General features: G+C 58.3%; 23 protein-coding genes and 3 tRNA genes. 10 read left to right on the plus strand and 16 right to left on the minus strand.

Annotation, left to right across the window (positions count from 1 at the left end; translation table 11 throughout):
- Positions 1 to 18: 18 nt before the first annotated feature.
- From hbdH to K9857_RS09560, 3 genes are all read right to left on the minus strand, one after another.
- Positions 19 to 792, minus strand: coding sequence for a 3-hydroxybutyrate dehydrogenase (gene hbdH, locus K9857_RS09550; protein WP_224535201.1), 774 nt, complete (start codon positions 790 to 792; stop codon positions 19 to 21).
- Positions 793 to 799: 7 nt separating this feature from the next.
- A complete protein-coding gene (locus K9857_RS09555; protein ID WP_224535203.1) occupies positions 800 to 2,191 on the minus strand; it encodes a GntP family permease in 1,392 nt (463 codons plus the stop codon).
- A gap of 546 nt (positions 2,192 to 2,737) precedes the next feature.
- Positions 2,738 to 5,851, minus strand: a complete 3,114-nt coding sequence (locus K9857_RS09560; RefSeq protein WP_224535205.1) for a non-ribosomal peptide synthetase — start codon at positions 5,849 to 5,851, stop codon at positions 2,738 to 2,740.
- A 150-nt stretch (positions 5,852 to 6,001) separates the two neighbouring features.
- On the opposite strand from K9857_RS09560, the gene K9857_RS09565 reads away from it, so the two are divergent.
- Both K9857_RS09565 and K9857_RS09570 read left to right on the plus strand, forming a co-directional pair.
- Positions 6,002 to 7,318, plus strand: a complete 1,317-nt coding sequence (locus tag K9857_RS09565) for an amidase family protein (RefSeq protein WP_224535207.1) — start codon at positions 6,002 to 6,004, stop codon at positions 7,316 to 7,318.
- 253 nt (positions 7,319 to 7,571) lie between these two features.
- The gene (locus K9857_RS09570; protein WP_224535209.1) at positions 7,572 to 8,279 is read left to right on the plus strand and encodes a LuxR C-terminal-related transcriptional regulator; all 708 of its coding nucleotides are present in this window, start codon (positions 7,572 to 7,574) and stop codon (positions 8,277 to 8,279) included.
- Here the strand turns inward: K9857_RS09570 and K9857_RS09575 are convergent.
- The 8 genes from K9857_RS09575 to K9857_RS09610 all read right to left on the minus strand — a co-directional run bounded on the left by K9857_RS09575 (position 8,276) and on the right by K9857_RS09610 (position 18,159).
- Positions 8,276 to 9,688 carry a sigma-54 interaction domain-containing protein gene (locus K9857_RS09575; RefSeq protein ID WP_224535211.1) on the minus strand — a complete coding sequence of 471 codons (1,413 nt, stop codon included), beginning with the start codon at positions 9,686 to 9,688 and terminating at the stop codon, positions 8,276 to 8,278. The two genes, K9857_RS09570 and K9857_RS09575, sit on opposite strands and share 4 nt — an antisense overlap.
- Positions 9,689 to 9,848: 160 nt before the next feature.
- Positions 9,849 to 11,429: an ABC transporter ATP-binding protein gene (locus K9857_RS09580; protein ID WP_224535212.1), complete on the minus strand. Its 1,581-nt coding sequence runs from the start codon at positions 11,427 to 11,429 to the stop codon at positions 9,849 to 9,851.
- Positions 11,430 to 11,443: 14 nt separating this feature from the next.
- Positions 11,444 to 12,466 carry an ABC transporter permease gene (locus tag K9857_RS09585; RefSeq protein WP_224535214.1) on the minus strand — a complete coding sequence of 341 codons (1,023 nt, stop codon included), beginning with the start codon at positions 12,464 to 12,466 and terminating at the stop codon, positions 11,444 to 11,446.
- Complete coding sequence (locus K9857_RS09590) at positions 12,466 to 13,527, minus strand: microcin C ABC transporter permease YejB (protein ID WP_224535216.1); 1,062 nt, start codon at positions 13,525 to 13,527, stop codon at positions 12,466 to 12,468. The genes K9857_RS09585 and K9857_RS09590 overlap by 1 nt, the downstream gene beginning before the upstream one ends.
- The gene (locus K9857_RS09595) at positions 13,527 to 15,395 is read right to left on the minus strand and encodes an extracellular solute-binding protein (protein ID WP_224535218.1); all 1,869 of its coding nucleotides are present in this window, start codon (positions 15,393 to 15,395) and stop codon (positions 13,527 to 13,529) included. The genes K9857_RS09590 and K9857_RS09595 overlap by 1 nt, the downstream gene beginning before the upstream one ends.
- Positions 15,396 to 15,529: 134 nt before the next feature.
- Positions 15,530 to 15,811: a peptidylprolyl isomerase gene (locus K9857_RS09600; protein ID WP_175378130.1), complete on the minus strand. Its 282-nt coding sequence runs from the start codon at positions 15,809 to 15,811 to the stop codon at positions 15,530 to 15,532.
- A 106-nt stretch (positions 15,812 to 15,917) separates the two neighbouring features.
- Complete coding sequence (locus K9857_RS09605; RefSeq protein ID WP_224535220.1) at positions 15,918 to 16,799, minus strand: esterase/lipase family protein; 882 nt, start codon at positions 16,797 to 16,799, stop codon at positions 15,918 to 15,920.
- Between the two features lie 295 nt (positions 16,800 to 17,094).
- Positions 17,095 to 18,159 carry a 3-deoxy-7-phosphoheptulonate synthase gene (locus K9857_RS09610; RefSeq protein ID WP_224535222.1) on the minus strand — a complete coding sequence of 355 codons (1,065 nt, stop codon included), beginning with the start codon at positions 18,157 to 18,159 and terminating at the stop codon, positions 17,095 to 17,097.
- Positions 18,160 to 18,956: 797 nt separating this feature from the next.
- On the opposite strand from K9857_RS09610, the gene uvrY reads away from it, so the two are divergent.
- From uvrY to K9857_RS09650, 7 genes are all read left to right on the plus strand, one after another.
- Complete coding sequence (gene uvrY, locus K9857_RS09620) at positions 18,957 to 19,598, plus strand: UvrY/SirA/GacA family response regulator transcription factor (RefSeq protein ID WP_008015884.1); 642 nt, start codon at positions 18,957 to 18,959, stop codon at positions 19,596 to 19,598.
- Between the two features lie 2 nt (positions 19,599 to 19,600).
- Positions 19,601 to 21,424, plus strand: a complete 1,824-nt coding sequence (gene uvrC / locus K9857_RS09625; protein ID WP_224535224.1) for an excinuclease ABC subunit UvrC — start codon at positions 19,601 to 19,603, stop codon at positions 21,422 to 21,424.
- Between the two features lie 32 nt (positions 21,425 to 21,456).
- Positions 21,457 to 22,017 carry a CDP-diacylglycerol--glycerol-3-phosphate 3-phosphatidyltransferase gene (gene pgsA, locus K9857_RS09630; protein WP_224535226.1) on the plus strand — a complete coding sequence of 187 codons (561 nt, stop codon included), beginning with the start codon at positions 21,457 to 21,459 and terminating at the stop codon, positions 22,015 to 22,017.
- A 63-nt stretch (positions 22,018 to 22,080) separates the two neighbouring features.
- A tRNA-Gly gene (locus tag K9857_RS09635) sits at positions 22,081 to 22,156 on the plus strand.
- A 46-nt stretch (positions 22,157 to 22,202) separates the two neighbouring features.
- Positions 22,203 to 22,276, plus strand: a tRNA-Cys gene (locus K9857_RS09640).
- A 245-nt stretch (positions 22,277 to 22,521) separates the two neighbouring features.
- Entirely contained in the window at positions 22,522 to 22,794 is a 273-nt protein-coding gene (locus tag K9857_RS09645; RefSeq protein ID WP_224535229.1) for a hypothetical protein, read from the plus strand.
- 206 nt (positions 22,795 to 23,000) lie between these two features.
- Positions 23,001 to 23,087 (plus strand) — tRNA-Leu (locus K9857_RS09650).
- A gap of 76 nt (positions 23,088 to 23,163) precedes the next feature.
- Here K9857_RS09650 and K9857_RS09655 read toward each other — a convergent pair.
- The 4 genes from K9857_RS09655 to K9857_RS09670 all read right to left on the minus strand — a co-directional run bounded on the left by K9857_RS09655 (position 23,164) and on the right by K9857_RS09670 (position 25,320).
- A complete protein-coding gene (locus K9857_RS09655) occupies positions 23,164 to 23,607 on the minus strand; it encodes a hypothetical protein (protein ID WP_318011750.1) in 444 nt (147 codons plus the stop codon).
- Positions 23,608 to 23,779: 172 nt separating this feature from the next.
- The gene (locus K9857_RS09660) at positions 23,780 to 24,064 is read right to left on the minus strand and encodes a hypothetical protein (protein WP_318011751.1); all 285 of its coding nucleotides are present in this window, start codon (positions 24,062 to 24,064) and stop codon (positions 23,780 to 23,782) included.
- 116 nt (positions 24,065 to 24,180) lie between these two features.
- Positions 24,181 to 24,381: a CsgG/HfaB family protein gene (locus K9857_RS09665; RefSeq protein WP_224535230.1), complete on the minus strand. Its 201-nt coding sequence runs from the start codon at positions 24,379 to 24,381 to the stop codon at positions 24,181 to 24,183.
- A gap of 105 nt (positions 24,382 to 24,486) precedes the next feature.
- Positions 24,487 to 25,320, minus strand: coding sequence for an NAD(P)H-binding protein (locus tag K9857_RS09670; protein WP_224535232.1), 834 nt, complete (start codon positions 25,318 to 25,320; stop codon positions 24,487 to 24,489).
- A gap of 179 nt (positions 25,321 to 25,499) precedes the next feature.
- Between K9857_RS09670 and K9857_RS09675 the strand changes: the two genes are divergently transcribed.
- Entirely contained in the window at positions 25,500 to 26,144 is a 645-nt protein-coding gene (locus K9857_RS09675) for a TetR/AcrR family transcriptional regulator (RefSeq protein WP_224535234.1), read from the plus strand.
- A gap of 7 nt (positions 26,145 to 26,151) precedes the next feature.
- On the opposite strand, the gene K9857_RS09680 is transcribed toward K9857_RS09675, so the two are convergent.
- Complete coding sequence (locus K9857_RS09680) at positions 26,152 to 26,583, minus strand: hypothetical protein (protein ID WP_224535236.1); 432 nt, start codon at positions 26,581 to 26,583, stop codon at positions 26,152 to 26,154.
- Between the last annotated feature and the right edge of the window lie 57 nt (positions 26,584 to 26,640).

A 26,640-nucleotide genomic window follows, 5' to 3' on the forward strand; every position in this document is an offset into this window, starting at 1 on the left:
ACGCGGTCTAGCTGACGATCACTGCGCCAACCACCCACCATCCACATTCCACGCCGCGCCCCGCACCTGGCTCCCGGCCTCGCTGCACAGAAACAGCACCAACTCACCCAACTGCGGTGGCGTGACGAACTCCAGCGACGGCTGTTTCTCGGCCAGCAAATCATGCTGCGCCTGCTGTGGATCGATCCCGGTTGCGGCGCGATCGTCGATCTGCTTCTGCACCAGCGGCGTCAATACCCAACCCGGGCAAATCGCATTGCAAGTGACATTGCTGGTCGCGGTTTCCAACGCCACCACCTTGGTCAACCCGATCACCCCATGCTTGGCCGCCACATAAGCCGCCTTGCCCGTCGACCCCACCAGACCATGCACCGATGCAATGTTGATCACCCGGCCCCAGCCCTTGGCGCGCATGCCCGGCAGGCTCAGGCGGGTGCTGTGGAACACCGACGACAGATTGATGGCGATGATCGAGTCCCAACGTTCCACCGGAAACTCGTCCACCGGCGCCACGTGCTGGATGCCGGCGTTGTTCACCAGAATGTCGACGCCGCCGAACTCACGTTCGACATAGGCAATCATGTCGGCGATCTGCGCAGGATCGCTGACATCGGCGGGATGATGGCCGACCTTGCCGCCGTACTGCGCGACTTCGGCGATGACCTTCGACGCATCGCCGAAACCGTTGAGGATCAGGTTGGCGCCAGCCTTGGCCAGGCTCAGGGCAATCCCCAAGCCGATGCCGCTGGTGGAGCCGGTGACCAGTGCGGTCTTGCCTGAAAGAGTCGTCATGAATACCTCACACAATGCCAGTGGCGTAGAAAGTGCCGATCACCACGAAAACCGCCAGGGTCTTGATCAGCGTAATACAGAAAATGTCTTTGTAAGCTTCGCGGTGGGTCAGGCCGGTGACCGCCAGCAAGGTAATCACCGCGCCGTTGTGCGGCAGGGTGTCCATGCCGCCACTGGCCATCGCGGCCACGCGGTGCAGCACTTCCAGCGGGATGTTCGCGGCGTGGGCCGCGGCGATGAACTGCTCGGACATCGCCGCCAGGGCGATACTCATGCCGCCCGAGGCGGAACCGGTGATACCGGCCAGCAACGTCACGGTAATCGCTTCGTTGACCAGCGGATTGGGAATGCTCTTGAGCCAGTCGGCCAGCACCAGGAAGCCCGGCAAGGACGCGATCACCGCCCCGAAACCGTATTCCGACGCGGTGTTCATCGCTGCCAGCAAGGCACCGCTGACCGCGCTTTTACTGCCTTCGGCCAGTTTGCTCTTGATCGCCGTGAAACCGAACGCCAGCACCATGAGAATGCCTACCAGCAACGCGGCCTGAACCGCCCAGATCGCAGTGAGCTTGGCGATCTCGGTGGTGACCGGCGCGGCCATTCCCGGCAGGGCCAGGCTATGAGTCTTGCCGTACCACTGCGGAATCCATTGGGTAAACAGCAAGTTCATGATGCCCACCGCCAGCAAAGGCGACAGCGCGATCCACGGGTTTGGCAGCTTCAGGTCGGAGGCGGTTTCCGGCTCATTGCGCAGCTCCGTGCCATAGCCTTCACCGGCACGTTGTGCCTTATTGCGCTGGCGCTGGAGAAACAGCATGCCGGCGCAGAACACGAAGATCGTACCGATCACCCCCAGCCACGGCGCGGCCCAGGCGGTGGTGTTGAAGAAGGTGCTGGGGATGATGTTCTGGATCTGCGGCGTACCGGGCAGGGCGTCCATGGTGAACGAGAACGCACCCAGAGCAATCGTCGCCGGAATCAGGCGCTTGGGAATATTGCTCTGGCGGAACATCTCGGCGGCAAACGGATAGACCGCAAACACCACCACAAACAGCGACACACCCCCATAAGTGAGCAACGCGCAGACCAGCACAATCACCAGCATCGCCTGGCGAGTACCCAGCAAGCGAATGGCCGCAGCGACGATGGAACGCGAGAACCCGGACAACTCGATCAACTTGCCGAACACGGCACCGAGCAGGAACACGGGGAAATACAGCTTGATGAACCCGACCATCTTCTCCATGAACACCCCGGTAAAGGCGGGCGCAACGGCGGAAGGGTCGGTCAGCAGAACGGCGCCGAGAGCGGCGATGGGAGCAAAAAGGATAACGCTGTAGCCGCGGTAAGCAGCGAGCATCAGCAGCGCGAGGGCCGCCAAGGCAATGATCACACTCATGGTGTGTCTCCTGGGATTGTTATTTTTGTATAGGTGAAGCTTTGTAGGAGGGGGCTATAGCGAGTTCTGTGCCAAAAGCTTAAGTCGTTGAAATATAAGGATTTAATTTTCTTGGCGGGGGTTGTTGCTAGGCTTTTGTCTCTGATTGGAGATTTTTTGTGGAGCGAGAAGATCGCAGCCTTCGGCAGTTCCTACAGGGGAACGCGGAAATCCTGCGTAGGAGCTGCCGAACACTGCGATCTTTTGATCTTCAGAAATCCTTCCATAAACAGAGATTAACGTCTCTTTATGGAGACTTTCGTGTGACACCACAGAGGATAGACCCAGGAAATATGGATTGCGGTGTCGTAGTAGGTATAGAGATGAAAGGGGTGTTCAAGCACCAAAGGCTCTTGATTCACCAACCGTCGCGCAAGTGCGGCGCGCATCTCCGGGCGATTTGAGTTCGAATTCCAGAGCCCATTCTGTTGCGCGACACACACCATCGAAAATGCATTTTCAATGGCAAGATCCGTTGCGCAGGCAACGACGCAATCGAGGATCTCGTCAACTCGATAAAGGCTCTAGTGCAAGCAAATCATCCAGTGCCTGCCGGAAACTCATCATCAGGTTGTGCGCAGCTTCCTGCGAAATGGCGTCACGGTAGTAGGACAGACTGCCGACCAATCCGCCTTCTGTGCGTAGCGTGTTAAGTGAAACATCAGTCTTGATTCCACTGGAGGGCACCCCGATACCCTTAAGCTGAGATGTGCCTAGCTGGCGTTGCCCGGCGGGATAGTTATGGTGGTTGTACCAATAGGGAAAGCGCGAACCATAAGCGCTGGAGCAGGGTGAACAGTGGGCTTCAAGTTTCTGCGGAGGCAGCAGTGCGTGACCGCTCGCATCCAGTACGCAACCACTGACCTGCTCCAGCAAGTGCAGGGAAGGGGACCAATCAGAAAGCCTCGGACGGATCACCATGGGATGGACAAAATACCCCACCACTGGCTCCAGGGCCGCATCGGTCCGGTTGGCGATGGGGGAGCGAACATAGAGGTCGCTGGTGTCGGTCTTTTTTGCGAGCGCCATCAGGAATGCCGTCAGGATCACGGTGTACAGACTCGATCCCGTTTGGCTGCACAAATGCACGATGGCCGGGTACTGCGCATCCAGGTTCAGTGGAATTACAGCGCTACGAAAGGTGAATACTAGGGGCCGCTCAATGGCGTCACGCATGGAAAAGGGCTCGGGCAGGTGTTTGAGTGTCTGCTCCCAGAAAGCGATGTGTTGATTCAGCAAACCCTCGGCAAAACGTTGATGCTGCGCATCCGTGTAGTCCGAGTAGCTCAGTCGGGATTGGATGTTTCCCGGCACGCCTGTCGTCAACAAGGACTGGTAGTGAGCACAGAGCTGGTCCATCAGGATCGCCCCCGACCAGCCGTCGAATGCAATGTGGTGGGCGGTGATGATCAGTGCATCATCCGATCCGGGGCACTCAATGTAGGTGGCGCGGACCAAGGGTGGTTGTCGCAAATCAATGGCGGTCAATGATTCTTCGATGACCCTGTGTACCACGGTGTCCGGGAGAGTGTCTTGGGATGTGGTCTGGATGAGATTGAACGGCAGCGGAAACTCATCAAGGGCGTGTTGAGTTCGCTGCGAATGACCTTGTCCGTCGGATTTGAAACTGCAGCGCAATGCGGGTTGCTGTTCGAGGACCGCTCCGAAGGCCTGACGTACTCTGGCTGCGGAGCACTCGCCTCGGATGTAAAACGCGAGGACCACATTCTCCAGGTAGGCCGGTGTTTGTGGCGGTTTTTCAAGGACCTCGCATTGAGCCAGTCCTGGCGTTTCGCTACCCGCGTGCCTGCGCCAGGCAAGTGCATCAAGTAGCAAACCGTTTTCCTTCCTCTCGCGCCTGCTGCCACTGAGTAAAGCGGCCTGCCGGGCCAGGATCGGATGCTCGAAAATGTCCTTGGGAGTCAGGTCCATATTGAACAGGTTCGCGATTCTGCCAAGCAGCATCATCACCGTCAGGGAAGTGGCCCCGCATTCAAAGAAGTGGCTGTCGAGCGAAATGGGTCGGTGACCGAGAATCTCTTTCCAGATTTCCTGCAACTGTTTTACGGTCGATGGTTCGCCGATAAGGTGCGATTCGGCGGCAACCGATTTGGCATGTCTCTCTCGCAGAGCGTTGTGATCGATCTTGCCGTTGGGCAGTAGCGGTAGTCTGTCGAGCACGTGTATTTGGTTTGGGTGCATGTAGGCGGGGAGTTGTAGCGAGACCGTCTGTTTGATCCGTTGCCCGACGGCTTGAGGTTCTGCGTCGGACTGCGCGACGTAAGCCGCACAGATCTGCTTTTCGCCGCTGGCGAGGGTATCGATATAGACGGTGGCGCATTGTACGCCTGGTGTTTGTTGAACTACGTGCTCTATGGCCAGTAGTTCGACCCGATGCCCGTTGACCTTGTACTGACTGTCGCGACGTCCGAGGCAGATAAGTTCTCCGGAGACGGAAACGACGCCGATGTCCCCGCTTTTATAAATCCGTACTGGTTCTCCATCGACATTGAGCGATGAGAAACGTAGCGCGTTCTCAACAACACTGTTTACGTAGCCGATGGCTACGCCGGGTCCTGCGATCGCTATTTCGCCTTCTTGCTGATGTTCCACCGGCAAACCCTGTTCGTTCAGCAGGTGTAGTTGCACGCCGCGTACGGGGCGCCCCACAGGCGGGGGCATGTTCCTGTCCGCCGTCAGGTCCACCCGCCAAAAGGTAGCATCGATAGTCGTTTCGGTAGGCCCATAGAGATTGACCAGTAGGCACCGGGTTTTCGAAACGAACTGATCGATGAGGTCCCAGGTCAGTGGCTCACCACCACAGAACACCAGGCGGCAGGGGATATGTCCGAACTGCTTTAAACGCATCAGCTCTCGCAGCAGCGTAGGGACGAATTGCACAATCGATATGTGCTCCTGCTGGAGTGCCAGCAAGATGCCAAGCGGATGTTTGGCATGGGCTGCCGGGAGCAAAACCAGACAGGCCCCGGCCGCCAACCCGGTCCACAGTTCCCAGACCGATGCATCAAATGCGAGGCTGGTGCGCTGCAGAATGACGTCAGATTCAGTAACGGAAAACTCCTCCATGAACCATTGCGTATGGTTCAACAGAGCGCCATGGCTGATTAACACGCCTTTTGGTTCGCCGGTGGTGCCTGATGTGTAAATACAGTAAGCACAGGTGTCGCTGTTTGGCAGGGCTATTTGTTTACGTTGAAAAACCTGTTTAAAGATGTTTTCCGGGTTGATGATTTTGGCGGAAAGTTCCTTGGAGCAAAATTCAGATGAGTCACTGAAAACGTATTCGACATTTGCGTTCTCGAGCTGGCGGTTGATTCTGTATTCAGGATAATCAACGTCCAGTGGAAGATAGGCACTGCCGTGTTTCATTATTCCGAGGAGTACAACCACCAGCTGGGTAGTCCTTTCCATGGCAACTGCGATAATTGATCCACGGGCCACCTCCTGTTTCTCGAGCCAGGCGGCCACCTGATCAGCTTGCTCATTCAATTGCCGGAAGGTTAATTGCTGTGGTCCACATTTGACGGCGATTGAGTCTGGGGATGCGATAACGTGATGCAGGATCATTTCCAGGATACTTTTGTAGTTTCCGTGATTCATGCCCGCTTTCTCTTTGATTTGCCTGATTTTATGGTGAGCTAACTAGCTTGGAGGTTGTATTGGTGGTGTGCAACTACCAACTTTGGTAGTTGCATTTTTTGATGCGTGTGGTCTTGTTTGTCGGTCACAAATGATCAGAGGGGATTGCAGATGCATTACGAAAATAGTCTGCGCAGGGTGTTAGCAAATCGAGCGATATTCGGAATAGCTTCCGCTTTCAAATCTATCGACTGGGTCGACGCCTATTGCGTCTTTGTCAATCGATTGCCTGCAACGTATGGCAGGGATGCAAAGCATGTTGGCGGAGTACTTTCAGGCATCGATTTTATCGTCAAGGATAGTATTGATGCATTGGGGTTCCCGACAACAAACGGAACCGAGGCGCTGAGCATCAACTACCCATCGAAGGATCATTCTCTGGTTGCTCGTCTGAAGTCCTTGGGTGCTGTTTGTGTGGGTAAAGCGAATCTGGACGAAATGAGCTATGGCTGGGCTTCCGATAATCCGTATTTCGGGAAAGTCACCAACCCGATGTACCCTAACCATTCACCCGGCGGTAGCAGTGGCGGATGCGCAGCGGGTGTCGCTGGTGGTGGTATTTGGGTTGCGATCGGTGAAGACACCGTGGGTTCTTTGCGCATTCCTGCCGCGTTCTGTGGGGTTTCGGCCTGTAGGGCGCCTCTTTCTACTTTAGACGCCGAGGGCATTTGTCCGTTAACGTCTTCCGGCTATGACGAAGCAGGGTTGATCGCAAACACGCTTGACGATATTTCGTTGCTGGACAGCTTAATCCACGAATATGAAGAACTTGCGCCTATCGAGGCCTGCAAATTACAAGTTGCTGTTGCAACAAATTTTTCTCTGACGATGCTGTCGCAAGAGATTGAAGAATGCATGCATAACGCAATATTTAAACTAGCCAGTGCAGGCGCCAATATCGTGATGCAGGAGGTGCCTGCTTCATTCGATCGGGCAGCACAGGCATTAACCACAATGGTTAATCATGAATTTGCGCAAGCATTTAACGCTTACTTGAACTCCCGGTCGCACGTACCTGCAACGCTGGAAAAAATACTCGAAAATAGTGATAGCGCCACAATGCGTAAAATCAAAGCCCTGGCTTTCCCTCCAGGCCGGCCGTGTCGTCCCGCGTACGAGCGTGCTCAGACCAACGCTAGAGGTATTGAGCAGGATGTTGTCGATTATTTCGCTCAGACCCGTTGCCACGTTCTGATACACCCTACGGTTGGTATCAACGTGTCTGTGATGGAGATTTCCTCGATAAATGCTTTAGAGCTTGCCCGCCATGTCTCAGTTGCAAGTTGTGCGCGAGCAATCGCGATGAATTTCTCCGTCATGAGTCCGGAAGGGTTGCCGGTAGGAATTGAAATGCTATGCGATCCGGCGATGGATTCGAGACAGGCATTCGCAATTTGTCGCACGATCGAAGCGATCGTTAAAGGATAGATCGTCGTTGGCGGGAAGTGCAGGCGTCACATCCATGAAACTGTGGTCCCTGTACGTATTCCCACCACCAATACTTTTAATTCGCACAATTTTCTACACGCGATGGATTTGTCCTACAGAGTGATCTCGCTCGCTTTAAGGAAAAGGACTACATGTTTTCCTCGATGCCCAAGGATTAACGGGGAGTACTATTCAAGGCGTACAGGGAGTTCATAATTTCTAATAACCTTCGCCTTTATTGGGAGACATGGGCATGTCGGCATGGAGCGACGGGTTGGATGAAAAGGTCAGGCAGTGTCGAAGTAACGAATGCACCATGGGGCTCTTGCATCGAGCGACTGAAAGCCTGGGATTTGATTTCTTTTTGTACGCTACCCGAGCGTCGACTCCATTTGTGAATCCTGATACCAAGGTAATTGGCACCTTTCCTGCCAATTCGAGTGTCCATTATCTGGATGCCATTCAGCGCGAAGAACGGTCGTTGAGTCATCTGAACGCTAGGGTTTCCTGTTTTTTTGTTTGGCGCGACTCTATCAAGGGTGCAAATCGCAAGTTGTTTGATGAGTTTTGGGGTTATGGATTACGGCACGGATGTGTACTGACAGTTCGTAATTTCAATAACGCATCTCACTCGTTCTCGGTTGCGAGGCGCGGTAATTTGGTTAGCTCGAAAGAGGCGTCTGATCTCAAATCGAAACTCAAGCATCTGATCGAGATTTTTGCAGAAAGCACCGCCTTCCAGTGTGCTGGGGGGCGAGACGCTCAACGCATATTGTTTACGGATCGAGAGCGTCAGATCCTGCAGTGGAGTGCGGAGGGCAAGAGTTCTGCAGAGGTGGGCATCATCCTTGATATCTGCCCCGATACCGTCAATTTCCATCTCAACAACATCAAGCGAAAGCTGGGTGTTTCGAACAAGACCTCTGCGGTTGCTTATGCCGTTGCCATGGGCTTGGTCTAATACTGTGTGATGCCCAATGCCAGCATCTTTTTGTAAAGCGTCGAGCGCCCGAGCCCCAGGCGCTTGGCGGTTTCAATCACATTTCCCTGACAGGCCTCAAGCGTTGCCCCAATCAACTGCCGATCAAACCGCTCCCGCGCCGCACTGAACGTCTCGTGCTCCAACGGTTCGATGGTCACCGCCGCCACCCGCTCAACCGGCGTGAAGGTCCCGATCGCCGCCCGTATATCCGCCACCGAAAGCCGCAGGTCATCACTGAGCAACGCCGCCCGCTCCAGCACATTACGCAACTCGCGAATATTCCCCGGCCAGGCATGCTGACCCAATAGCGCCAACGCTTCGCCATTAAGTTCATGCTGGCTGCGCAACTCTTCAAGAATCGCTTCACTGAGCGCGGGTAAATCATCGAGGCGATCACGCAGCGGTGGTACCTGGATCGGCAGGACGTTGAGGCGGTAATACAAATCGGCGCGAAACTCGCCGCGTTTGATGGCGGCTTCAAGATCGGTGGAGGTCGCGGCGATGACGCGTACGTCGCTCTGGATCACCTCGTTGGAGCCCACTGGCTCGAATTCCTTTTCCTGCAGGACCCGCAGCAGTTTGCTTTGCAGCGGTAGCGGCATGTCGCCGATTTCATCGAGAAACAGAGTGCCGCCCTGGGCGATCTGCAATTTGCCGGCGCGGCCCTTGCGGTCGGCGCCGGTGAAGGCGCCGGGGGCGGTGCCGAAGAACTCGGCTTCGAGCAGCGATTCGGGGATGGCTGCGCTGTTGATGCTGACAAAGGCCTTGTGCGCGCGGGGCGAAGCGTTGTGGATCGCCTGGGCCAGCAGCTCCTTGCCGGTGCCGGTTTCGCCCAGCAGCAAGACCGGCGATTCGGTGCTGGCGCTGCGTCGGGCGCGGCGTTTGACTTCCAGGCTGGCGGCGCTGGTGCCGATGAAGTGGGCGAAGTTGTATTTGGTCTGCCGCGCCCGCAGCAGCGAGCGGGTCGAGGCCAGCTCTTCCTGCATGCTCATGTAGCGTTTGAGCATGGGCGAGAGGCTGCGTAACTCGTCGAACAGGGCAAAGCCGATGGCGCCGATCACCTCGCCGGCATCGTCGTGGATCGGCAGGCGCATGACCACCAGCGGTTCCTTGGGGGTGTCTTGCATGTCCAGCAGGATCGGCCGGCCGGTGCGCACCACTTCGCGCAACAGGCTGCCGGGGATCACGCTTTCGCAGGCCTTGCCGATGGCGCCTTCGGCCGAGGGCAGGCCAAAGCGCCGGGCGTAGCGTTCGTTCATCCAGACGATGTTGGCATCGCGGTCGACGATCACCGTGCCTTCACTCGACTGCTCGATGATCTCGAACAGAGAGCGGATCGCCAGCAGGCGAACGCGCTGGTAGTCCTTGAGGCTTTCGGTGGTGTTCATGGATTGATCCTAAATTGTGTGTTGCCTGTGCCGGCCTCATCGCGGGCAAGCCCGCTCCCACAGGTTTTGTGTCGGACCCAAATCCAGGGTCAACCTCATGACCTTGTGGGAGCGGGCTTGCCCGCGATGGCCGCTACGCGGTCTAAAGCCTGGTGCCGAATTATGCTTGCCCCAAATGCGCCGCCGCCAATAGCTCCTTGGTGTACGGATGCTGCGGCGATTCGAACACTTCATGGCTGGCGCCGCTTTCCACCACCTTGCCGTCCTTGACCACGATCATGTCGTGGGCCAGGGCGCGGACGACGGACAGGTCATGGCTGATGAACAGATAGGTCAGGCCATGTTTTTCCTGAAGCTGGCGGAGCAGGGCGACCACTTGTTTCTGTACGGTGCGATCCAGGGCCGAGGTGGGTTCGTCCAGCAGGATCAGCGCCGGCTTGAGCACCAGCGCCCGGGCGATGGCGATGCGCTGGCGCTGGCCGCCGGAGAATTCGTGGGGATAACGATGGCGGCTCTTCGGATCGAGGCCGACCTCCTGCAGAACGCGCGTCACCTCGGCGTTGCATTCCTCGTTGCTCAGATCACTGTGTACTTCCAGGCCTTCGCACAGGATCTGCTCCACGGACATCCGCGGGCTGAGGCTGCCGAACGGGTCCTGGAACACCACCTGCATCTGCTTGCGCCAGGGTCGTAACTGCTTCTGCGTCAAACCGTCCAGCGCCTCGCCCTGAAAGCGGATGCTGCCTTTGGAGTCGAGCAATCGCAGGATCGCCTGGCCCAGCGTCGACTTGCCGGAGCCGGATTCGCCGACGATACCCAAGGTCTTGCCGCGCTGCACGTTCAGGCTGATGCCGTCCACAGCCTTGAGGTAGGTCTTGCGCTGGAACAGGCCGCCACTGACGGCAAACTGCACCTGCAGATTCTCCACCTCCAGCACGTTCTCACGCTCGTCCCGAGGCAGCGCTTCGCCTTCGGGCTCGGCGTTGAGCAGCACGCAGCTGTAAGGATGCTTGGGCTCGGTAAACAGAGTTTCGCAGGGCGCCTGCTCGACGATTTCGCCGGCTTTCATCACGCAGACGCGCTGGGCGATGCTGCGCACCAGATTCAGGTCGTGGCTGATCAGCAGCAGCGACATGTTCAGTCGCTGTTGCAGGGACTTGAGCAGCAGCAGGATCTTGCGCTGCACGGTGACGTCCAGCGCGGTGGTGGGTTCGTCGGCGATCAGCAGTTCCGGTTCACAGGCCAGGGCCATGGCGATCATCACCCGCTGGCGCTGGCCACCGGACAATTGATGTGGATAGGCCTTGAGGCGTTCCTTGGGATTCTTGATGCCCACCAGATGCAGCAACTCGAGGATGCGCGCCTGCGCGGTCTTGCCGGTCATGCCCTTGTGCACCAGCAGGGTTTCGCCGATCTGCTTTTCGATGCTGTGCAAGGGATTGAGCGAGGTCATCGGCTCCTGGAAGATCATGGCGATGCGGTTGCCGCGCAACTGGCGCAGTTTTGCCGCATCGGCGCCCACCAGTTCTTGGCCGCGATAGCGAATGCTGCCGGTGGTTTCGGTGCCGCATTCGGGTAGCAGTTGCAGGATCGAATGGGCGGTCACCGATTTGCCCGAGCCCGACTCGCCCACCAGCGCCAGGCATTCGCCGGGGCGGATGTCCAGGCACAGGTTGCGCACGACGGTCTGGCCACTGAAGGCCACGCTGAGGTCACGGATTTCGATCAGGTTAAGGCTCATGTCTACAGTCCGGATCAGGATCGAGGATCAAAGGCGTCACGCAACGCTTCGCCGATGAATACCAACAGGGAAAGAATCAACGCCAGGGTGAAAAACGCCGTCAACCCGAGCCACGGTGCTTGCAGGTTCTGCTTGCCCTGACCGATCAGTTCACCCAGGGAAGCGCTGCCGGCCGGCATGCCGAAACCGAGGAAATCCAGGGCGGTGAGGGTCGAAATCGCCCCGGTCAAAATGAACGGCAGATAACTCAGGGTCGCGTTCATGGCGTTGGGCAGGATGTGGCGCACGATGACTTTATGGTCAGTCAGGCCCAGCGCGCGGGCCGCCTTGACGTATTCCAGATTGCGCCCGCGCAGGAACTCGGCACGGACCACGTCCACCAGCGCCAGCCAGGAAAATAGCGCCATGATCCCCAGCAGCCACCAGAAATTCGGTTCGACGAAGCCCGACAGGATGATCAGCAGGTACAGCACCGGCAGCCCGGACCAGACCTCTTGCAGTCGCTGTCCGAGCAAGTCGACCCAGCCGCCGTAATAGCCCTGCAAGGCGCCGGCGGCGATGCCGATCAGGGCGCTGACAAAGGTCAGCATCAAGGCAAACAGAATCGACACGCGCGCACCGAAAATCACCCGGGCCAGCACATCCCGCGCCTGATCGTCGGTTCCCAGCCAGTTCACGTTCGACGGCGGACTTGGGGCCGGTTTGTTCAGGTCGTAGTTGGGCGTGTCGTCGCTGAACGGAATCGGCGGGAACAGCAACCAGCCGCCGTCCTTCTTGATCAGCTTCTGCACGTAGTCGCTGCGGTAGTCGGCCTGGAACGGCAGCTGCCCACCGAATTCCTGTTCGGTGTAGCGCTTGAACACCGGGAAGTACCACTGGCCTTGATAGCTGACCATCAGCGGCTTGTCGTTGGCGATCAACTCGCCACCCAGCGTCAGCAGGAACAGGCCGATGAACAGCCACAGCGACCACCAGCCGCGACGGTTTTTCTTGAAACGCTCGAAACGACGACGGCCGAGCGGCGAAAGCTTGAGCATCAGGCATTCCTCGCGGCGAAGTCGATGCGCGGGTCGACCAGGGTGTAGCACAGGTCGCCCACCAGTTTTATCAGCAGACCGAACAGGGTGAAGATGAACAGCGAGCCGAACACCACCGGATAATCCCGGGAAACCGCTGCCTCGTAACTCATGCGGCCCAGGCCATCGAGGGAGAAGATCACTTCGATCAGCAGGGAGCCGGCGAAAAATACGCTGATGAAGGCCTGGGGAATCCCCGACACCACCAGCAACATGGCGTTGCGGAACACGTGGCCGTACAGCACCCGTTGCTCGCTCAGGCCCTTGGCGCGGGCGGTAACCACGTACTGTCGGGTGATTTCATTGAGGAAGGAATTTTTGGTCAGGATGGTCAACGTGGCGAAACCGCCGATCACCAGCGCGGTGACCGGCAGCACCAGATGCCAGAAGTAGTCGGTGACCTTGCCCAGGGTCGACAGCGAGTCGAAGTTGTCGGAGACCAGTCCGCGTACCGGAAACCAGTTCAGCGAAGTGCCGCCGGCGAAGACCACGATCAGGAACATCGCGAACAGGAACGCCGGCATTGCATAGCCGATGATGATCGCGGTGCTGCTCCAGATATCGAACTGGCTGCCGTGGTGCACCGCCTTGCGGATGCCCAGCGGGATCGACACCAGGTACGTGATCAGCGTCGCCCAGAGCCCGAGGGAAATGGTCACCGGCATCTTCTGCAGGATCAGGTCGGTGACGGTGGCGCCGCGGAAGAAGCTCTTGCCGAAGTCCAGTTGCGCATAGCTGGTGATCATCAGCCACAGCCGCTCATGGGCCGGTTTGTCGAAGCCGTACTGTTTTTCGATGTCCTTGATCAATTGCGGGTCCAGGCCGCGACTGGCCCGGGACGTGCCGCTGCTGGTTTCGCCGGAGCTGCCGCCGGCACTCACGCCGCCGATGCCTTGCAGGTGGGCGATGGCCTGTTCCACAGGCCCACCCGGAGCGGCCTGGACGATGACGAAGTTGACCAGAAGAATGATGAACAGCGTCGGGATGATCAGCAGCAGACGCCGCAGTATGTAAGCCCACATCAGTGCGGTCCTCCGGGGCTGCCACGGCGAATGCGTTCGGCGGTCATTTGCTGGTTGGTCAGGGGCGTGGTGCTGACTTCCCACCAGCTCTCGATGGCTTCGTCATTGCTGGCCTGCACATTCGGGATGCCGAAGCGGTTCCACCACACGGTGGAGGTTCCCGGCGGGTAATAGTTGGGGATCCAGTAGTAATTCCACTGCAACACCCGGTCCAGCGCGTGGGCGTAGCGCAGCATGTCCGCCTTGTTGTCGGCGCGCACCAGGCCGTTGATCAGGGTGTCGACCGCCGGATTTTTCAGGGCCATGTAGTTGTTCGAACCGGGATCGGTGGCGGCGGCGGAACCGAAATAGTTGAACAGCTCGCCACCCGGGGAGGTGGTGACCGGGTAACCGGTGACGATCATGTCGTAGTCGCGGCTCATCAGGCGGTTCACATATTGCGAGGCGTCGATGCGGCGGATGTTCAGGTCAATGCCGATCTGCTTCAGGGTGCGCTTGTATGGCAGCAGCAGACGATCCATGCCGTTCTGGCTGACCAGGAAGGTGAAGCTCAACGGCTCGCCTTCGGCATTAACCAGTTGATCGCCGTCAGGTTTCCAGCCGGCCTGTTCGAGCAGGGCCAGGGCTTGCAACTGTTTGTCGCGAATCACGCCGCTGCCATCGGTCTTGGGCGCTTCGAACACCTGGGTGAAGACTTCGTCAGGGATCTGTCCGCGCAGGGGTTCGAGAATCGCCCGCTCGCCGGCATCCGGCAGTTGCCGGGCGGCGAGTTCGGTGTTGGAAAAGAAACTCTGCTGGCGGATGTACAGGTTGCGCATCATCTGCCGGTTGCTCCACTCGAAATCCCAGAGCATCACCAGCGCCTGACGCACCCGGCGATCCTGGAACATCGGTTTTTGCAGGTTGAACACGAAGCCCTGGCTCGGTTGCGGGGCTTCGGTGGCCAGGTGGGCCTTTTGCAGGCGACCGTCGCTCAGCGCCGGGCTGTCATAGCCGATGGAGTAGCCGGTGGCGGAAAACTCGCGGTTGTAGTCGTAGGCGCCACCGCGCAAGACCTGGCGGGCCACGTCGGTATCGCCGAAATACTCGATGCTGAAATGATCGAAATTGTAGAGCCCGCGACTGACCGGCAGATCCTTGCCCCACCAGTCGGGGTTGCGTTCGAAGGTGATGCTGCGCCCGGAGTCGACCTTGCCCACCCGGTATGGCCCGCTGCCCAGCGGCGCCTCATAGCCACCGCCGCCGGCGAAATCGCGGGTCTTCCACCAGTGTTCGGGAAACACCGGCAGGGTCGCAATGTCCAGGGGCAGGGTGCGGTTTTCGTTGTTCTTGAAGTCGAAGCGCACGGTCAGTGGCGACTCCACTTCGACGCCTTTGACATCGGCGAATTGCGTGCGATAGCGCAGGCTGCCCTGAGTCATCAGCAAATCGTAGGTATAGCGTACGTCTTGTGCGGTGATCGGCTTGCCATCGGCAAAGCGTGCCTTGGGGTTGAGATAGAAGCGCAGGGACAGGCCGTCATCGGAACGCTCGATTTGCCGGGCCACCAGGCCATACACGGTGTAAGGCTCGTCCAGCGAGCGCTGGGCCAGGGGCGAGTAGAGCAGACCGTCGATCTGAGTGACGCCGATGCCTTTGTCGATATAAGGCAGGACGTGGTCGAAAAGACCGATTTCGATCGCCGAGCGCCGCATAGTGCCGCCTTTGGGCGCAAGCGGATTGGCGTAGGCGAAGTGGCTGAAGCCGGCGGGGTACTTGGCCGGTTCGCCATAGACAGTCAACGCATGTTGCGGTGCGGCGTTCACGCCGACGGCGCCCAGGAGCAGGGCCGCGGCAGTGAAAAATACAGTTGGGAAAGCCAGTCGCATTGTCAGCCTTAGAGCCGGGTGGTCGATAACGACAATTTGTACGCTAGCGGCGCGTCCCTCGCCAGCCGAATTCGCATCCCAAACACGACGGCCCACCAGAAGGCGGGCCGTTGTGTGCGAAAACCGGGCGTCGATCAGTCCTGACGGCTGGTCACTTCCAGCAGGTGGTAACCGAACTGGGTCTTGACCGGGCCTTGCACGACGTTGATCGGCGCGCTGAAGACCACGGTGTCGAATTCCTTGACCATCTGGCCTGGACCGAACGAACCCAGGTCACCGCCCTGGCGGCTGGACGGGCAGGTGGAGTTGGCTTTGGCGACTTCGGCGAAGTCTGCGCCAGCCTCGATCTGGGCCTTGAGCTCGTTGCACTTGGCTTCGCTGGAAACGAGGATGTGGCGGGCAGTGGCTTTAGCCATGGGGAAATACTCCTTTCAATGTTCGGTAAAGTGGGGAGCCTACCGGATTCAGTGAGCGATTTCTTCTCAAAGTTCCGTTACGTGGGGCCTGCGGGGTAGTTACGGGCTACAGACCGGCTTTTTTCAGGCGCTCGGCGTGTTGCACGTAGAGGTCAATCGAGTCGACGGCTTGTGCTGCCACGATGCCGGTCTGGCGCAGGGTGTCCAGATGATCGAGGGGGTAGTCGGAGCGGATGACGGTGCCCAGGTGCGAGCTGTAGCGTCCGACCAGGCCATCGTTGTGCTCGGTTTCATGGACGAAATATCGGGAAAAGGCACGCAGACAGTTGTGCAGCGGATTGACCGCTTTGAGTCCACTCTCGATGAGACCGCCCTGCAAGGTGCCGCTCCAGGAGTAGTAGCGCACGCCGTTTTCCAGTTCGCAGCCGTTGTCGCCCCTGGTTTTCGGCAGTCCTTGGGGGTATTTGCGATTGAATGCGCCCACGCCTTCGGTGGTCAGGGCATTGAGCGCGGCGAGGGCGTTTTGTGGCAATTGGCGGTGGCCGCCGAGTAATGCCAGAAATTCGGCGAATAAGGTCGCGACTGTTTCGGCGACGTGTTCCGGCAGGTGTCCGGGGACGAGGGCCTTGCGCAGGTAGTCCGCCAGCTCCGAGCCTTGATTCGGTCCGCTGACGGACGTCACCGAGGCCACCGATTCCGGCGCCATCGCGGCGGCATATCGAGCGGCCAGCGCGCCCTGGCTGTGGCCGATCAGGTTGACCTTGCTCGCGCCCGTGCCTTGCAGAACCCGCTTGATCTGCACCAGCAGTTGTTCGCCGCGCGCTTCGTTGCTGTGGGTTGCCGACAGGTGAGGGACGAAAACCCGTGCGCCTGCGTTCCTTAAAGCCTGCTTGATGTCGTGGAAGAGTTCGAAGTTGCCGATCCGGTCGAAGCCGAAGAGCCCGTGGACCAGGAGAATCGGGTGGCGAGTGTGTGCATTCCGTTGCATGTTCAAAGTCCTTTTTCTGGCATTCAGGGTGGTGCCTTGCGGCTCACTCTAAAGCAGGCAGGGTTGCCTGCGGTGTATGAAAAGGACGCGGTTGGCGGGTGAAAACGGAATAAACAGACGCCGAAAAGGCGGAGGTTGCGTCAGTACCGGCCAGCCAAGTCGAACACTTACCTGTGGTGAGGGGGCTTGCCCCCGTTGGAGTGCGCAGCACTCCCATCTTTTTTGGGGCCGCTGCGCGACCCAACGGGGGCAAGCCCCCTCGCCACAATGACCCCATCGTCTGTTCAATCAGGGATCAGGCCCGCAACCGCTCGGCGGCCTGGCGCAACAACTGCTCCGTCCCGCTCCACCCCAGGCAGCCATCGGTAACCGACACGCCGTACTTCATCGATGGACCAATAGCCTGGCAGCCTTCGAACAAGTGACTCTCGATCATCATGCCAATCAGCGAGCGATCACCTTGCAGGCGTTGCTCCAGCACGTCATTGAACACCGCCGGCTGGCGCAGCGGATCCTTGCCGCTGTTGGCGTGGCTGCAATCGACCATGATCCGCGCCGGGATCTTCAGTTTGCTCAAGTCGCCGTTGACCTTCGCCACGCTGGCGCGGTCGTAGTTCGGGCCGTTGTGGCCGCCGCGCAAGACCAGATGAGTGTCCGGGTTGCCGGGTGTCTGGATGATCGCCGGGTGGCCCTGGCTGTCCACGCCGAAATGGCGATGCGGATGGGCCGCGGAGCGCATGGCATCGCTGGCCACCGTGACGCCACCGTCGGTGCCGTTCTTGAAGCCGACCGGCATGCTCAGGCCGCTGGCCATCTCGCGATGGATCTGCGATTCGGTAGTGCGGGCGCCAATGGCAACCCAGCTGAGCAGGTCATCGAAGTAGCCGGCGGCCATCGGTTGCAGCAGTTCGGTCGCGACCGGCAAACCCAGCATCAGCATTTCGCGCATCAGTTCGCGGGACAGGGTCAGGCCGCCGGCCATGTCGTCGCTGCCGTCCAGGTGCGGATCGTAGGCCAGGCCTTTCCAGCCCACCGTGGTGCGGGGTTTTTCGACGTAGGCGCGCATCACCAGCAGCATTTGATCGCTGACCTCGGCGGACAGGCGGGCCAGGTTGGCGGCGTATTCGAGCGCGGATTTCGGATCGTGGATCGAGCAGGGGCCGACAATGACCAGCAGACGGGAGTCTTCACCGTCGAGAATCGCGCGGACCGCCTGGCGGTGGGCGTCGACTTGCCGGGTCAGGGCGTTGGAGAGCGGCAGTTGCTGTTTGAGTTGCAACGAGCTGGGCAGACGCAGGGTCAGCGCTTCATTGGCAGGGCTCAGGGTGGACAGCGGCAAAGCAGAGACGGACGAGTTCATGTTCAGGCTTCCTGGCTGGCGGCGGGTTCGCTCCCGCGCGCTCGGCCTATAGGGGTGTTCGACAATTGGCCGGATTGGCTGCGTGTGTGTGCTTGCCACCTGTGGGTGACCGATCGGAGGCGGCAGGCTGTCCCGAGCGGAGGGTGGTAAATCGCCAGGCGGTAAAAGTGTCGTAACGGTAATAAGTGGCGTAGTTCATGGTGCTGATCCTCTGTATGTCTGGTGTGCTGCAACAAAAAATTAAGGGCTGAAAAAACAAAACCCCCGGTCGGGAAGCCGACCGGGGGTTGAGAAATCTCTGGTGGCGACCCGTTCAAAGTGGGCGCCGTGTGGGTATCAGGCGCGCCAGTGGCTAAACCAATACCCAAAATAAAAGCTGACCGGAGCGCAAACACCGTTCGCCCGGGCAGCCGAAACCGAGCGCGGGGCGCTGGCGGTACGTAGCTGTGAGAGGGCGTTGAACATGGTTTGTCTCCGATGGATGCGCCGAGCTTACTAGAGCCCGGTGCGAGGATTCAATCAGAAATTGCTATCGATCGCAGGCGGAGTTTTCTATGGCTTGAAAAATAATCCGTCGCGGGCGTTGTATGAAAGAAAGGGATTACAAGCGATGGGCAAGGCCCCGTGTTTCCTGAGAATGCAGCGCGACGCCGATCATGGATTTGTCTGAAACACGCTTGGCACAGGGCTTTGCAAGATAACTGGAAACTTTTTATGTGACGCTTTCCGCTAGGTCTGCCAGTTCCTTTTTGCTAAGGTGGCGACAACCCACGAAGACCAAATTGCGAGGTGTCTGCTTGATTAGGGTGCTAGTGGTCGATGACCATGATCTCGTTCGTACGGGCATTACACGAATGCTGGCTGACATCGATGGCCTGCAAGTGGTCGGCCAGGCTGAATCGGGTGAGGAATCGTTGCTCAAGGCGCGCGAGCTCAAGCCCGATGTGGTCTTGATGGACGTCAAGATGCCCGGCATCGGTGGTCTTGAAGCCACGCGCAAACTGCTGCGCAGCCATCCGGACATCAAGGTCGTCGCGGTAACGGTGTGTGAAGAAGACCCGTTTCCGACACGTTTGTTGCAAGCCGGTGCCGCGGGATACCTGACCAAGGGTGCAGGTTTGCCGGAGATGGTCCAGGCCATTCGCCTGGTCTTTGCTGGTCAGCGCTACATCAGTCCGCAGATTGCCCAGCAGTTGGCAATCAAATCCTTCCAGCCAACCAATGACTCTCCCTTCGATGCCTTGTCCGAGCGCGAGATCCAGATCGCCTTGATGATCGTCGGCTGCCAGAAGGTCCAGATCATTTCCGACAAGCTGTGCCTGTCGCCGAAAACCGTGAATACCTACCGTTACCGCATCTTCGAAAAGCTTTCGATCAGCAGTGATGTCGAGTTGACGCTGCTGGCGGTTCGTCACGGCATGGTAGATGCCAGCCTCTGAAAATGACCGAAATCTTTGATCCAAGTGCCTTCCTGTCAACCGTCAGTGGGCGTCCCGGTGTGTATCGCATGTTCGACAGCGATGCGCGCCTGCTGTACGTCGGCAAGGCCAAGAACCTCAAGAATCGCCTGTCGAGTTACTTCCGCAAAACCGGCCTGGCCCCCAAGACCGCAGCGCTGGTTGCACGCATCGCCCAGGTCGAGACGACCATCACCGCCAACGAAACCGAGGCGCTGCTGCTTGAGCAGACGCTGATCAAGGAATGGCGGCCGCCGTACAATATCCTGTTGCGCGACGACAAATCCTACCCCTACGTCTTCCTGTCCGATGGCCAGTTCCCGCGGTTGAGCATTCATCGCGGTGCGAAGAAGGCCAAGGGCAAATACTTCGGTCCTTACCCGAGCGCCGGTGCGATTCGCGAAAGCCTGAGCCTGCTGCAAAAGACCTTTTTCGTTCGTCAGTGCGAAGACAGCTATTACAAGAACCGCACGCGTCCCTGCCTTCAGTACCAGATCAAGCGCTGCAAGGCGCCTTGTGTCGGTCTGGTCGAGCCTGAGGTGTACGCCGAGGACGTGAGGCACTCGGTGATGTTCCTTGAAGGCCGCAGTAACGCGCTCAGCGATGAGCTATCGGGCGCGATGGAAGAAGCCGCGATCAACCTCGAGTTCGAACGTGCCGCCGAATTGCGTGATCAGATCGCGTTGCTGCGACGAGTTCAGGACCAGCAGAGCATGGAGGGCGGCAGTGGCGACGTGGATGTGATCGCGGCGTTCGTCAACCCGGGTGGCGCCTGTGTTCATTTGATCAGTGTGCGGGGCGGTCGGGTGCTGGGCAGCAAGAACTTTTTTCCGCAGGTTGGTATCGAGGAAGACGTTTCCGAGGTCATGGCGGCGTTTCTGGGTCAGTACTTCGTCAGCAGTCCCGAACGCGACCTGCCGAGCGAGCTGATCGTCAACGTGGTTCATGAAGACTTTCCAGCGTTGATCGAAGCCATTGCAGAGCTGCGTGGTCGCGAGCTGACCATCAGTCATCGGGTGCGCGGCACGCGTGCGCGCTGGCAGCAATTGGCGGTGACCAATGCCGAACAGGCTTTGAGTGCACGCTTGGCAAATCGTCAGCACATCACCGCGCGCTTCGATGATCTGGCCAACGTGCTGAAGCTGGACGAGCCACCACAGCGCCTCGAGTGTTACGACATCAGTCACTCCAGCGGTGAAGCGACCGTGGCGTCTTGCGTAGTGTTCGGTCCGGAAGGCCCGATCAAGGCCGATTACCGCCGCTACAACATCGAAGGCGTGACCGCAGGCGATGACTACGCGGCGATGCATCAGGCGCTGACGCGACGCTTCAGCAAGCTCAAGGACGGGGAGGGCAAGTTGCCCGATATCCTGTTGGTGGACGGCGGCAAGGGACAGATGTCCATGGCCCGCGACGTGCTCAATGAGCTGGCGGTGCCGGACCTGATCCTCCTCGGCGTGGCCAAGGGCGCGACGCGCAAGGCCGGTTTCGAAACCCTGTACCTCAATGACGCCGCCCACGAATTCACCTTGCGCGGCGATTCCCCCGCGCTGCATTTGATCCAGCAGATTCGCGACGAAGCTCACCGCTTTGCCATCACCGGGCATCGCGCCCGCCGTGGAAAAACCCGTCGTACGTCTACGCTCGAGGGCGTTGCCGGGGTAGGGCCGACACGCCGCCGCGATTTGTTGAAACATTTTGGTGGATTGCAGGAGCTGTCTCGTGCCAGCATCGAAGAGATCGCCAAAGCACCCGGGATCAGTAAAAAGCTCGCAGAGTTGATTTATGCAAATCTGCACAGCGAGTAGAATGCCACCTCACCTCGTAGCCAGTTGTGCCGATGAATATCCCTAATCTGATTACCGTTCTACGCGTTCTGCTCATTCCGATCTTCATTTTGCTGTTCTACCTGCCTTATCAGTGGAGTTACCTGGCGTCAGCCTCGGTCTTCGCGTTTGCCGCTGCCACAGATTGGCTGGACGGGTATCTGGCCCGCCGTCTGGAGCAAAGCACACCGTTCGGGGCATTCCTCGATCCGGTTGCCGACAAACTGATGGTCGCTGTTGCGCTGGTGCTGCTGGTGCAGGAACACGGCAATTTCTGGCTCACGCTGCCGGCAGCGGTAATCATCGGTCGAGAGATCGTGGTTTCCGCTCTGCGCGAATGGATGGCCGAACTGGGCGCTCGTGCTCATGTGGCCGTGTCCAACCTGGGCAAATGGAAAACCGCCGCGCAGATGCTGGCGCTGGTGATCCTGCTGGCCAATCCGAAAGACTTCAGCTTCTGGGTGTTGATGGGTTACGCCTTGCTGATGGTCTCCGCGGGCCTGACTTTGTGGTCTATGGTCCAATACTTGCGCGCCGCCTGGCCGCATCTGAAGACCGACGTTCAAAAGAAATAAAACTTTTTTGAATCAAAGGGTTGACGGGGCTTCTGGATTCTATAGAATGCGCCACACCAAGACGCGGGAATAGCTCAGTTGGTAGAGCACGACCTTGCCAAGGTCGGGGTCGCGAGTTCGAGTCTCGTTTCCCGCTCCAAGTTTTACGCATTTGATGTTGTTGCTACTGACAGCAAATGTTTTGAGGCCGAGTAGCAAAATGGTTATGCAGCGGATTGCAAATCCGCCTACGCCGGTTCGATTCCGACCTCGGCCTCCACTATAAACAACCCCGTAGATCGATGATCTGCGGGGTTTTTTATTGCCCTCAGGAAAGCCTTCCACCTCATCTGGACTCTGTCGAGCAGTAGGTCTGTTTCTGACAAGTCTTTCGGCACTTTCAGGGATACCTGATTTCTATGAGGCAACCTTGCCGATAGTGTTGCATTACCAGTGGTGTCTTCTGCAGCAAAGCTGAGTGAGGACGCCGACGTCGAGTTTGAAACACTTTCCCAAGGATTCACAGTGAACGCTGACAGCCCCCTGATCAAAACGGTTGCCCTTGAGCAGCCTGCTCCTAAGGATGTTCAGGAAATACTCGATAGCCTCGACAAGCTTGAACGCAGTGCGCTTTCAACGCTTTTGAATTTTCTCGGAAATGGCCAGTCCGGTAACTCTTGTGAATTCGATCTTGGCGTTTGTACCGGTTATGCCGACATGCTGTTTTTCGCCCGTCGAATCGACGCCAGTCAACGGCAGGCTTTGGCATCCCATGCGCTGGACCTGAGTCTGGGCTGACAGGCAATTGCACTCGACGGCAAAGAAGCAGCGTGCCCAGGATTGCCAAATCCTGGCAAGAATCCGAAAAATGTTTCGTAGGTTTATGATTTAAGGAGTTTTTTATTTTTGGCATAAGCGAGATTTAGTCCTGTAAATCACACACGTAACCTTGCTTCACCGCAGCGGGATGTATATATTTCCCACCTCTGATTCACCGCGCTACCGCCCGAATGGCGAAACTGGTAGACGCATGGGACTTAAAATCCCCCGCTCGTAAGGGCGTGCCGGTTCGATTCCGGCTTCGGGCACCATCTTAAATCAAGGGTTTGCGAGCGAAAGCTGATGCAAACCCTTGTTCGTTTCTGGTCCGCAATTTTGCAATGCGGACTACTCACACGCCGTGCTGACAGCCTTCTCGGCGCGCTGGATCTCTTGTTTGACGTCGGTGGTGATGCGCTGCTCTTTGCGCTGTTGACCGAGGAAGGGTTGTTCGCCCCGGGACTTCACTTCCGCATCGGTTGCCGCGACCTTGGCTTCGACGGTGGCGGAGTGTTCCGAAATGACGGCTTCCACCTCTTCCTTGGTGTTGGCGGTATCCAGAGCGTGGATGAGTTTGCCGACGTCGTCTTTTTCTGCTTCGGCGTAACCTTCGACGGACAAACCGGCGGCCATGGCGCGAGCCTGGATCTCTACGCCTTTGAGATGTTCCTGGGCCACATGGCAAAGCTCATCCTGTCGCCGGCTCTTGCTGTCCTGCCATGTACTGAATCCGTAACCCAGGCCACACGCACAGGTCATAAGCACGGCAGCGCCAATCAATCTGCCTTTCACGTTCACATACTCTTGAAAGAGGAGAGAGGAGATCGTTCGATTCGGTTTTAGAGTGGAAAGACTAGCTTAGTATGCACCCGAAGGTTACCGGATATGTTTCAGGCAGGGAAAAAGCTCCCCCGCAAATGCAGGCGATCCCAAGTGACCCCCCTGATTGGCAATCAGAGGCTGTTCAGCCTTCGCCTTGTTGTTTCCCCTCTTGCCCCGAGCTGCTGGAGGATTCTGCTTCCTTCTTTTGAGATTGCGCATCGGTACCCGAGTTGGACCCTGCCGCTTCCTCGCCTTTTTTGTTGGCTTTGTCCTCTTTGGACTCGGCGCCCTGGGCCTGGTTGAGCCCCGGAATGGCGGCAGGTGGCACGACGGATCCCTGGGAGGAGGTTTCGGCCGCCAATGCAGGGACCGAGGCGCTTGACAGCAGGCCTACCAGGGTAAGAGCAGTTATTGATCTGTTCATCATCTCAGTCTTCCACGCGCAGGGAGGGTATAGCGTTGGAAGGATGGGGATGGGAAAGGTGCCGGTCACCGGACAAGCGGAAGACCGCAGGAGCGAGCTGTCTCGCTCCTGCGGTCTTTTCAGACGTATCGGTCCAGCCCGGCCTTGCGCCGTTCGTTGCCGTCGGGGTTGCCGCTGTTGATCAATCGCCTTTCCAGCAAGATGTTTTGCAACGCTTCACGATCCAGCGGGTCGAGTTGATGCTCTCGCTCCTTGAGTTCGAGCAGAATCGGGCTGGACCATCGGCGGTAGGTTTGCTCGGCATTACGAATGGATGACATCGCTTCCTCCTTATCAGGCTCCTGCCAATAAAGGCGCCGCAGTTGAATACGGAAAAGACCCTAGTCGAGGAAACCGGTTGTCGCCATGCAGCCCGTCGGCACTTGTTACTGCTGGCTCCAGACCCCTGACGTAGCCGTACGCTGGACATAATCTGTAAAGCTTCTCGCTGGTCGCCCCAACGCGCGCTGCACGCCATCGGCAACGGGTGTGTTGCGACCATCGAGAACCGTCGTAAACAAATACAACACCAGATCAGTCACCTCGGCCGGCATGTGCTCCTGTTTCAGCGCCTGTTCATAAGCTTCTGACGACACTGTGACAAAACGGATATCGCGCCGGGTTGCACGGGCAATTTCGGCGACCGCCTCAGCAAAGGTCAGCGCCTGAGGGCCAGTGAGTTCGTAGAGCTGGCCGCTGTGGCCAGGTTGTGTCAGCGCAGCGACTGCGATTTCGGCGATGTCTTCCACGTCGACAAAAGGCTCGGCGATATCGCCGACAGGCAGTACGAGTTCACCTTGCAGGATGGGTTCAAGGAAATGCGCCTCGCTGAAGTTCTGGGAAAACCAGCTGGCACGCAGGATGGTCCAGTCGACACCGCTGTTCTGTACGACGCGCTCGGCCTGTTCCGCCTCCACCTCGCCACGACCCGATAGCAGCACCAGCTTGCCGACGCCGCTTTGCACCGCCTGCCGGGTGAATGCCTGGATCGTTTCCAGGGCGCCGGGAACGGCGAGATCCGGTTGAAAGGAGATGTACGCCGCCTGAACCCCATCGAGGGCCGCGGCCCAGGTAGAACGGTCCTCCCAGTCAAAGGATGGCGTTGCGCCGCGCGAGCCGAGGCGCACGTGATGGCCGCTCATCTCGAGTTGCTGAGCGATTCGCCGGCCGGTTTTGCCGGAGGCACCGAGAACCAGGATCGTTTGTTGATGACTGTTCATCGCGTTCATCTCCCTCGTTAATGTGAGTAATCCTCACGTTTAAAAATATGATAGACCCTCATGTTTTGACGTCAATTGAGGACCAACACAACCCGACGGACGGGTGCGGGCTATTGGGCGCATTGAAGGCGAGTGCTAAGGTGAGTCAATGTCATGTTTCAGATCGGGGAAGCAACGTCGTGCCGAAGAAGACCAATGGAGTACTCGAACAGCCCGTCGAGCCGACTCGCCGCAATCCCACGCAGCAACGCAGCCGCGAACGTCAGGAACGCATCCTTGGCGTGGCGACGGACTTGATCGCGACCAAGGGCAGCGATCAGCTGAAAATGAGTGAAATCGCCGAGCGTTCGGGGATTTCGATCGGCTCGCTGTATCAGTATTTCCCCGATAAAAGCTCAGTGATCCAGACCCTGGCCGAGCGTTACAACGCCGAATGCCGTTGCTGCATCGAACAGGCGTTGGGGGCGGTAGAAGACGCGCAGGGGCTGCAGGCGGCTTTTTCAGGCCTGCTGGATCAGTACTACGAGATCGTGCTGGCGACACCGGCGATGCGTGACATCTGGTGCGGCATGCAGGCTGACAAACAACTGTTGTCGCTTGAGCTTGCGGAGAGCCGTGAAGCCGGCGGCGTGCTGGCCGAGGCGATGCTGCGGGTGTACCCGCACTGTGATGCGCAGAAGGTTCGCCAGTCGGCGTTTCTGATCTGGCATCTGGGGGAGGCGACTGTGCGCCTGGCCATCTCCTGTGAGCCGCAGGAAGGGCGAGGATTGGTCGAAACGTTCAAGCGCATGTCACTGCGCGAAATCATGCAGCCGCCGGCTTGAAACTCAATTACCTGACTTTCCAGCTACCGCCGCCAGTTTCGCAATCGATCTTGGCTTGCGCCAGATTTTCCGCGTTGTAGTAGAACGTCGAGATCTGCGCATTGGCCGGAATGTTCAGCGACTTGCTGTTCTTGTCCTTGCTGGTGGACTGGGGATTGGCCAGTGACTCGGGGGTGATCTTGCCCATGCACGTGGCTTTGTACTGATCACCGCATTGCGGGACTTTTTTCTTGGTGTTGCTGAGCATTTCCCTACTTTCGTTGCTGCATGACCAGTCGATGGCATCCACCGGCATGTTTTCGTATTCGTAGCAGGTGTGGGATTCGATCACCGGCACTGAAGGACTCTGGGAGCGGGTGATGACATCGCAGCCCTGGGCGAGCGCCAGAGTGGGGCTCAGGCTGGTGATCAAAAGCACAAGCAGAGATCTGAGGTTCATGTTGATGTCCTCTCCTGTAACCCGGCACGAAGACGGGCGGGCCTATAGGATTGGAAA

The sequence above is a fragment of the Pseudomonas sp. REP124 genome (genome assembly GCF_020164475.1).
GTDB lineage: Bacteria > Pseudomonadota > Gammaproteobacteria > Pseudomonadales > Pseudomonadaceae > Aquipseudomonas.

Bases quoted from the DNA above. Each gene is read 5' to 3' on its own strand.
- K9857_RS09585 (WP_224535214.1), bottom strand. From the start codon at position 12,466: ATGCTCAAGCTTTCGCCGCTCGGCCGTCGTCGTTTCGAGCGTTTCAAG.
- K9857_RS09665 (WP_224535230.1), bottom strand. From the start codon at position 24,381: ATGTCATCCATTCGTAATGCCGAGCAAACCTACCGCCGATGGTCCAGC.
- pgsA (WP_224535226.1), top strand. From the start codon at position 21,457: ATGAATATCCCTAATCTGATTACCGTTCTACGCGTTCTGCTCATTCCG.
- K9857_RS09605 (WP_224535220.1), bottom strand. From the start codon at position 16,799: ATGCAACGGAATGCACACACTCGCCACCCGATTCTCCTGGTCCACGGG.
- hbdH (WP_224535201.1), bottom strand. From the start codon at position 792: ATGACGACTCTTTCAGGCAAGACCGCACTGGTCACCGGCTCCACCAGC.
- K9857_RS09680 (WP_224535236.1), bottom strand. From the start codon at position 26,583: ATGAACCTCAGATCTCTGCTTGTGCTTTTGATCACCAGCCTGAGCCCC.
- K9857_RS09560 (WP_224535205.1), bottom strand. From the start codon at position 5,851: ATGAATCACGGAAACTACAAAAGTATCCTGGAAATGATCCTGCATCAC.
- K9857_RS09575 (WP_224535211.1), bottom strand. From the start codon at position 9,688: ATGAACACCACCGAAAGCCTCAAGGACTACCAGCGCGTTCGCCTGCTG.
- K9857_RS09610 (WP_224535222.1), bottom strand. From the start codon at position 18,159: ATGAACTCGTCCGTCTCTGCTTTGCCGCTGTCCACCCTGAGCCCTGCC.
- K9857_RS09595 (WP_224535218.1), bottom strand. From the start codon at position 15,395: ATGCGACTGGCTTTCCCAACTGTATTTTTCACTGCCGCGGCCCTGCTC.
- K9857_RS09600 (WP_175378130.1), bottom strand. From the start codon at position 15,811: ATGGCTAAAGCCACTGCCCGCCACATCCTCGTTTCCAGCGAAGCCAAG.
- K9857_RS09555 (WP_224535203.1), bottom strand. From the start codon at position 2,191: ATGAGTGTGATCATTGCCTTGGCGGCCCTCGCGCTGCTGATGCTCGCT.
- K9857_RS09670 (WP_224535232.1), bottom strand. From the start codon at position 25,320: ATGAACAGTCATCAACAAACGATCCTGGTTCTCGGTGCCTCCGGCAAA.
- K9857_RS09580 (WP_224535212.1), bottom strand. From the start codon at position 11,429: ATGAGCCTTAACCTGATCGAAATCCGTGACCTCAGCGTGGCCTTCAGT.
- K9857_RS09570 (WP_224535209.1), top strand. From the start codon at position 7,572: ATGTCGGCATGGAGCGACGGGTTGGATGAAAAGGTCAGGCAGTGTCGA.
- uvrC (WP_224535224.1), top strand. From the start codon at position 19,601: ATGACCGAAATCTTTGATCCAAGTGCCTTCCTGTCAACCGTCAGTGGG.
- K9857_RS09590 (WP_224535216.1), bottom strand. From the start codon at position 13,527: ATGTGGGCTTACATACTGCGGCGTCTGCTGCTGATCATCCCGACGCTG.
- K9857_RS09660 (WP_318011751.1), bottom strand. From the start codon at position 24,064: ATGATGAACAGATCAATAACTGCTCTTACCCTGGTAGGCCTGCTGTCA.
- K9857_RS09565 (WP_224535207.1), top strand. From the start codon at position 6,002: ATGCATTACGAAAATAGTCTGCGCAGGGTGTTAGCAAATCGAGCGATA.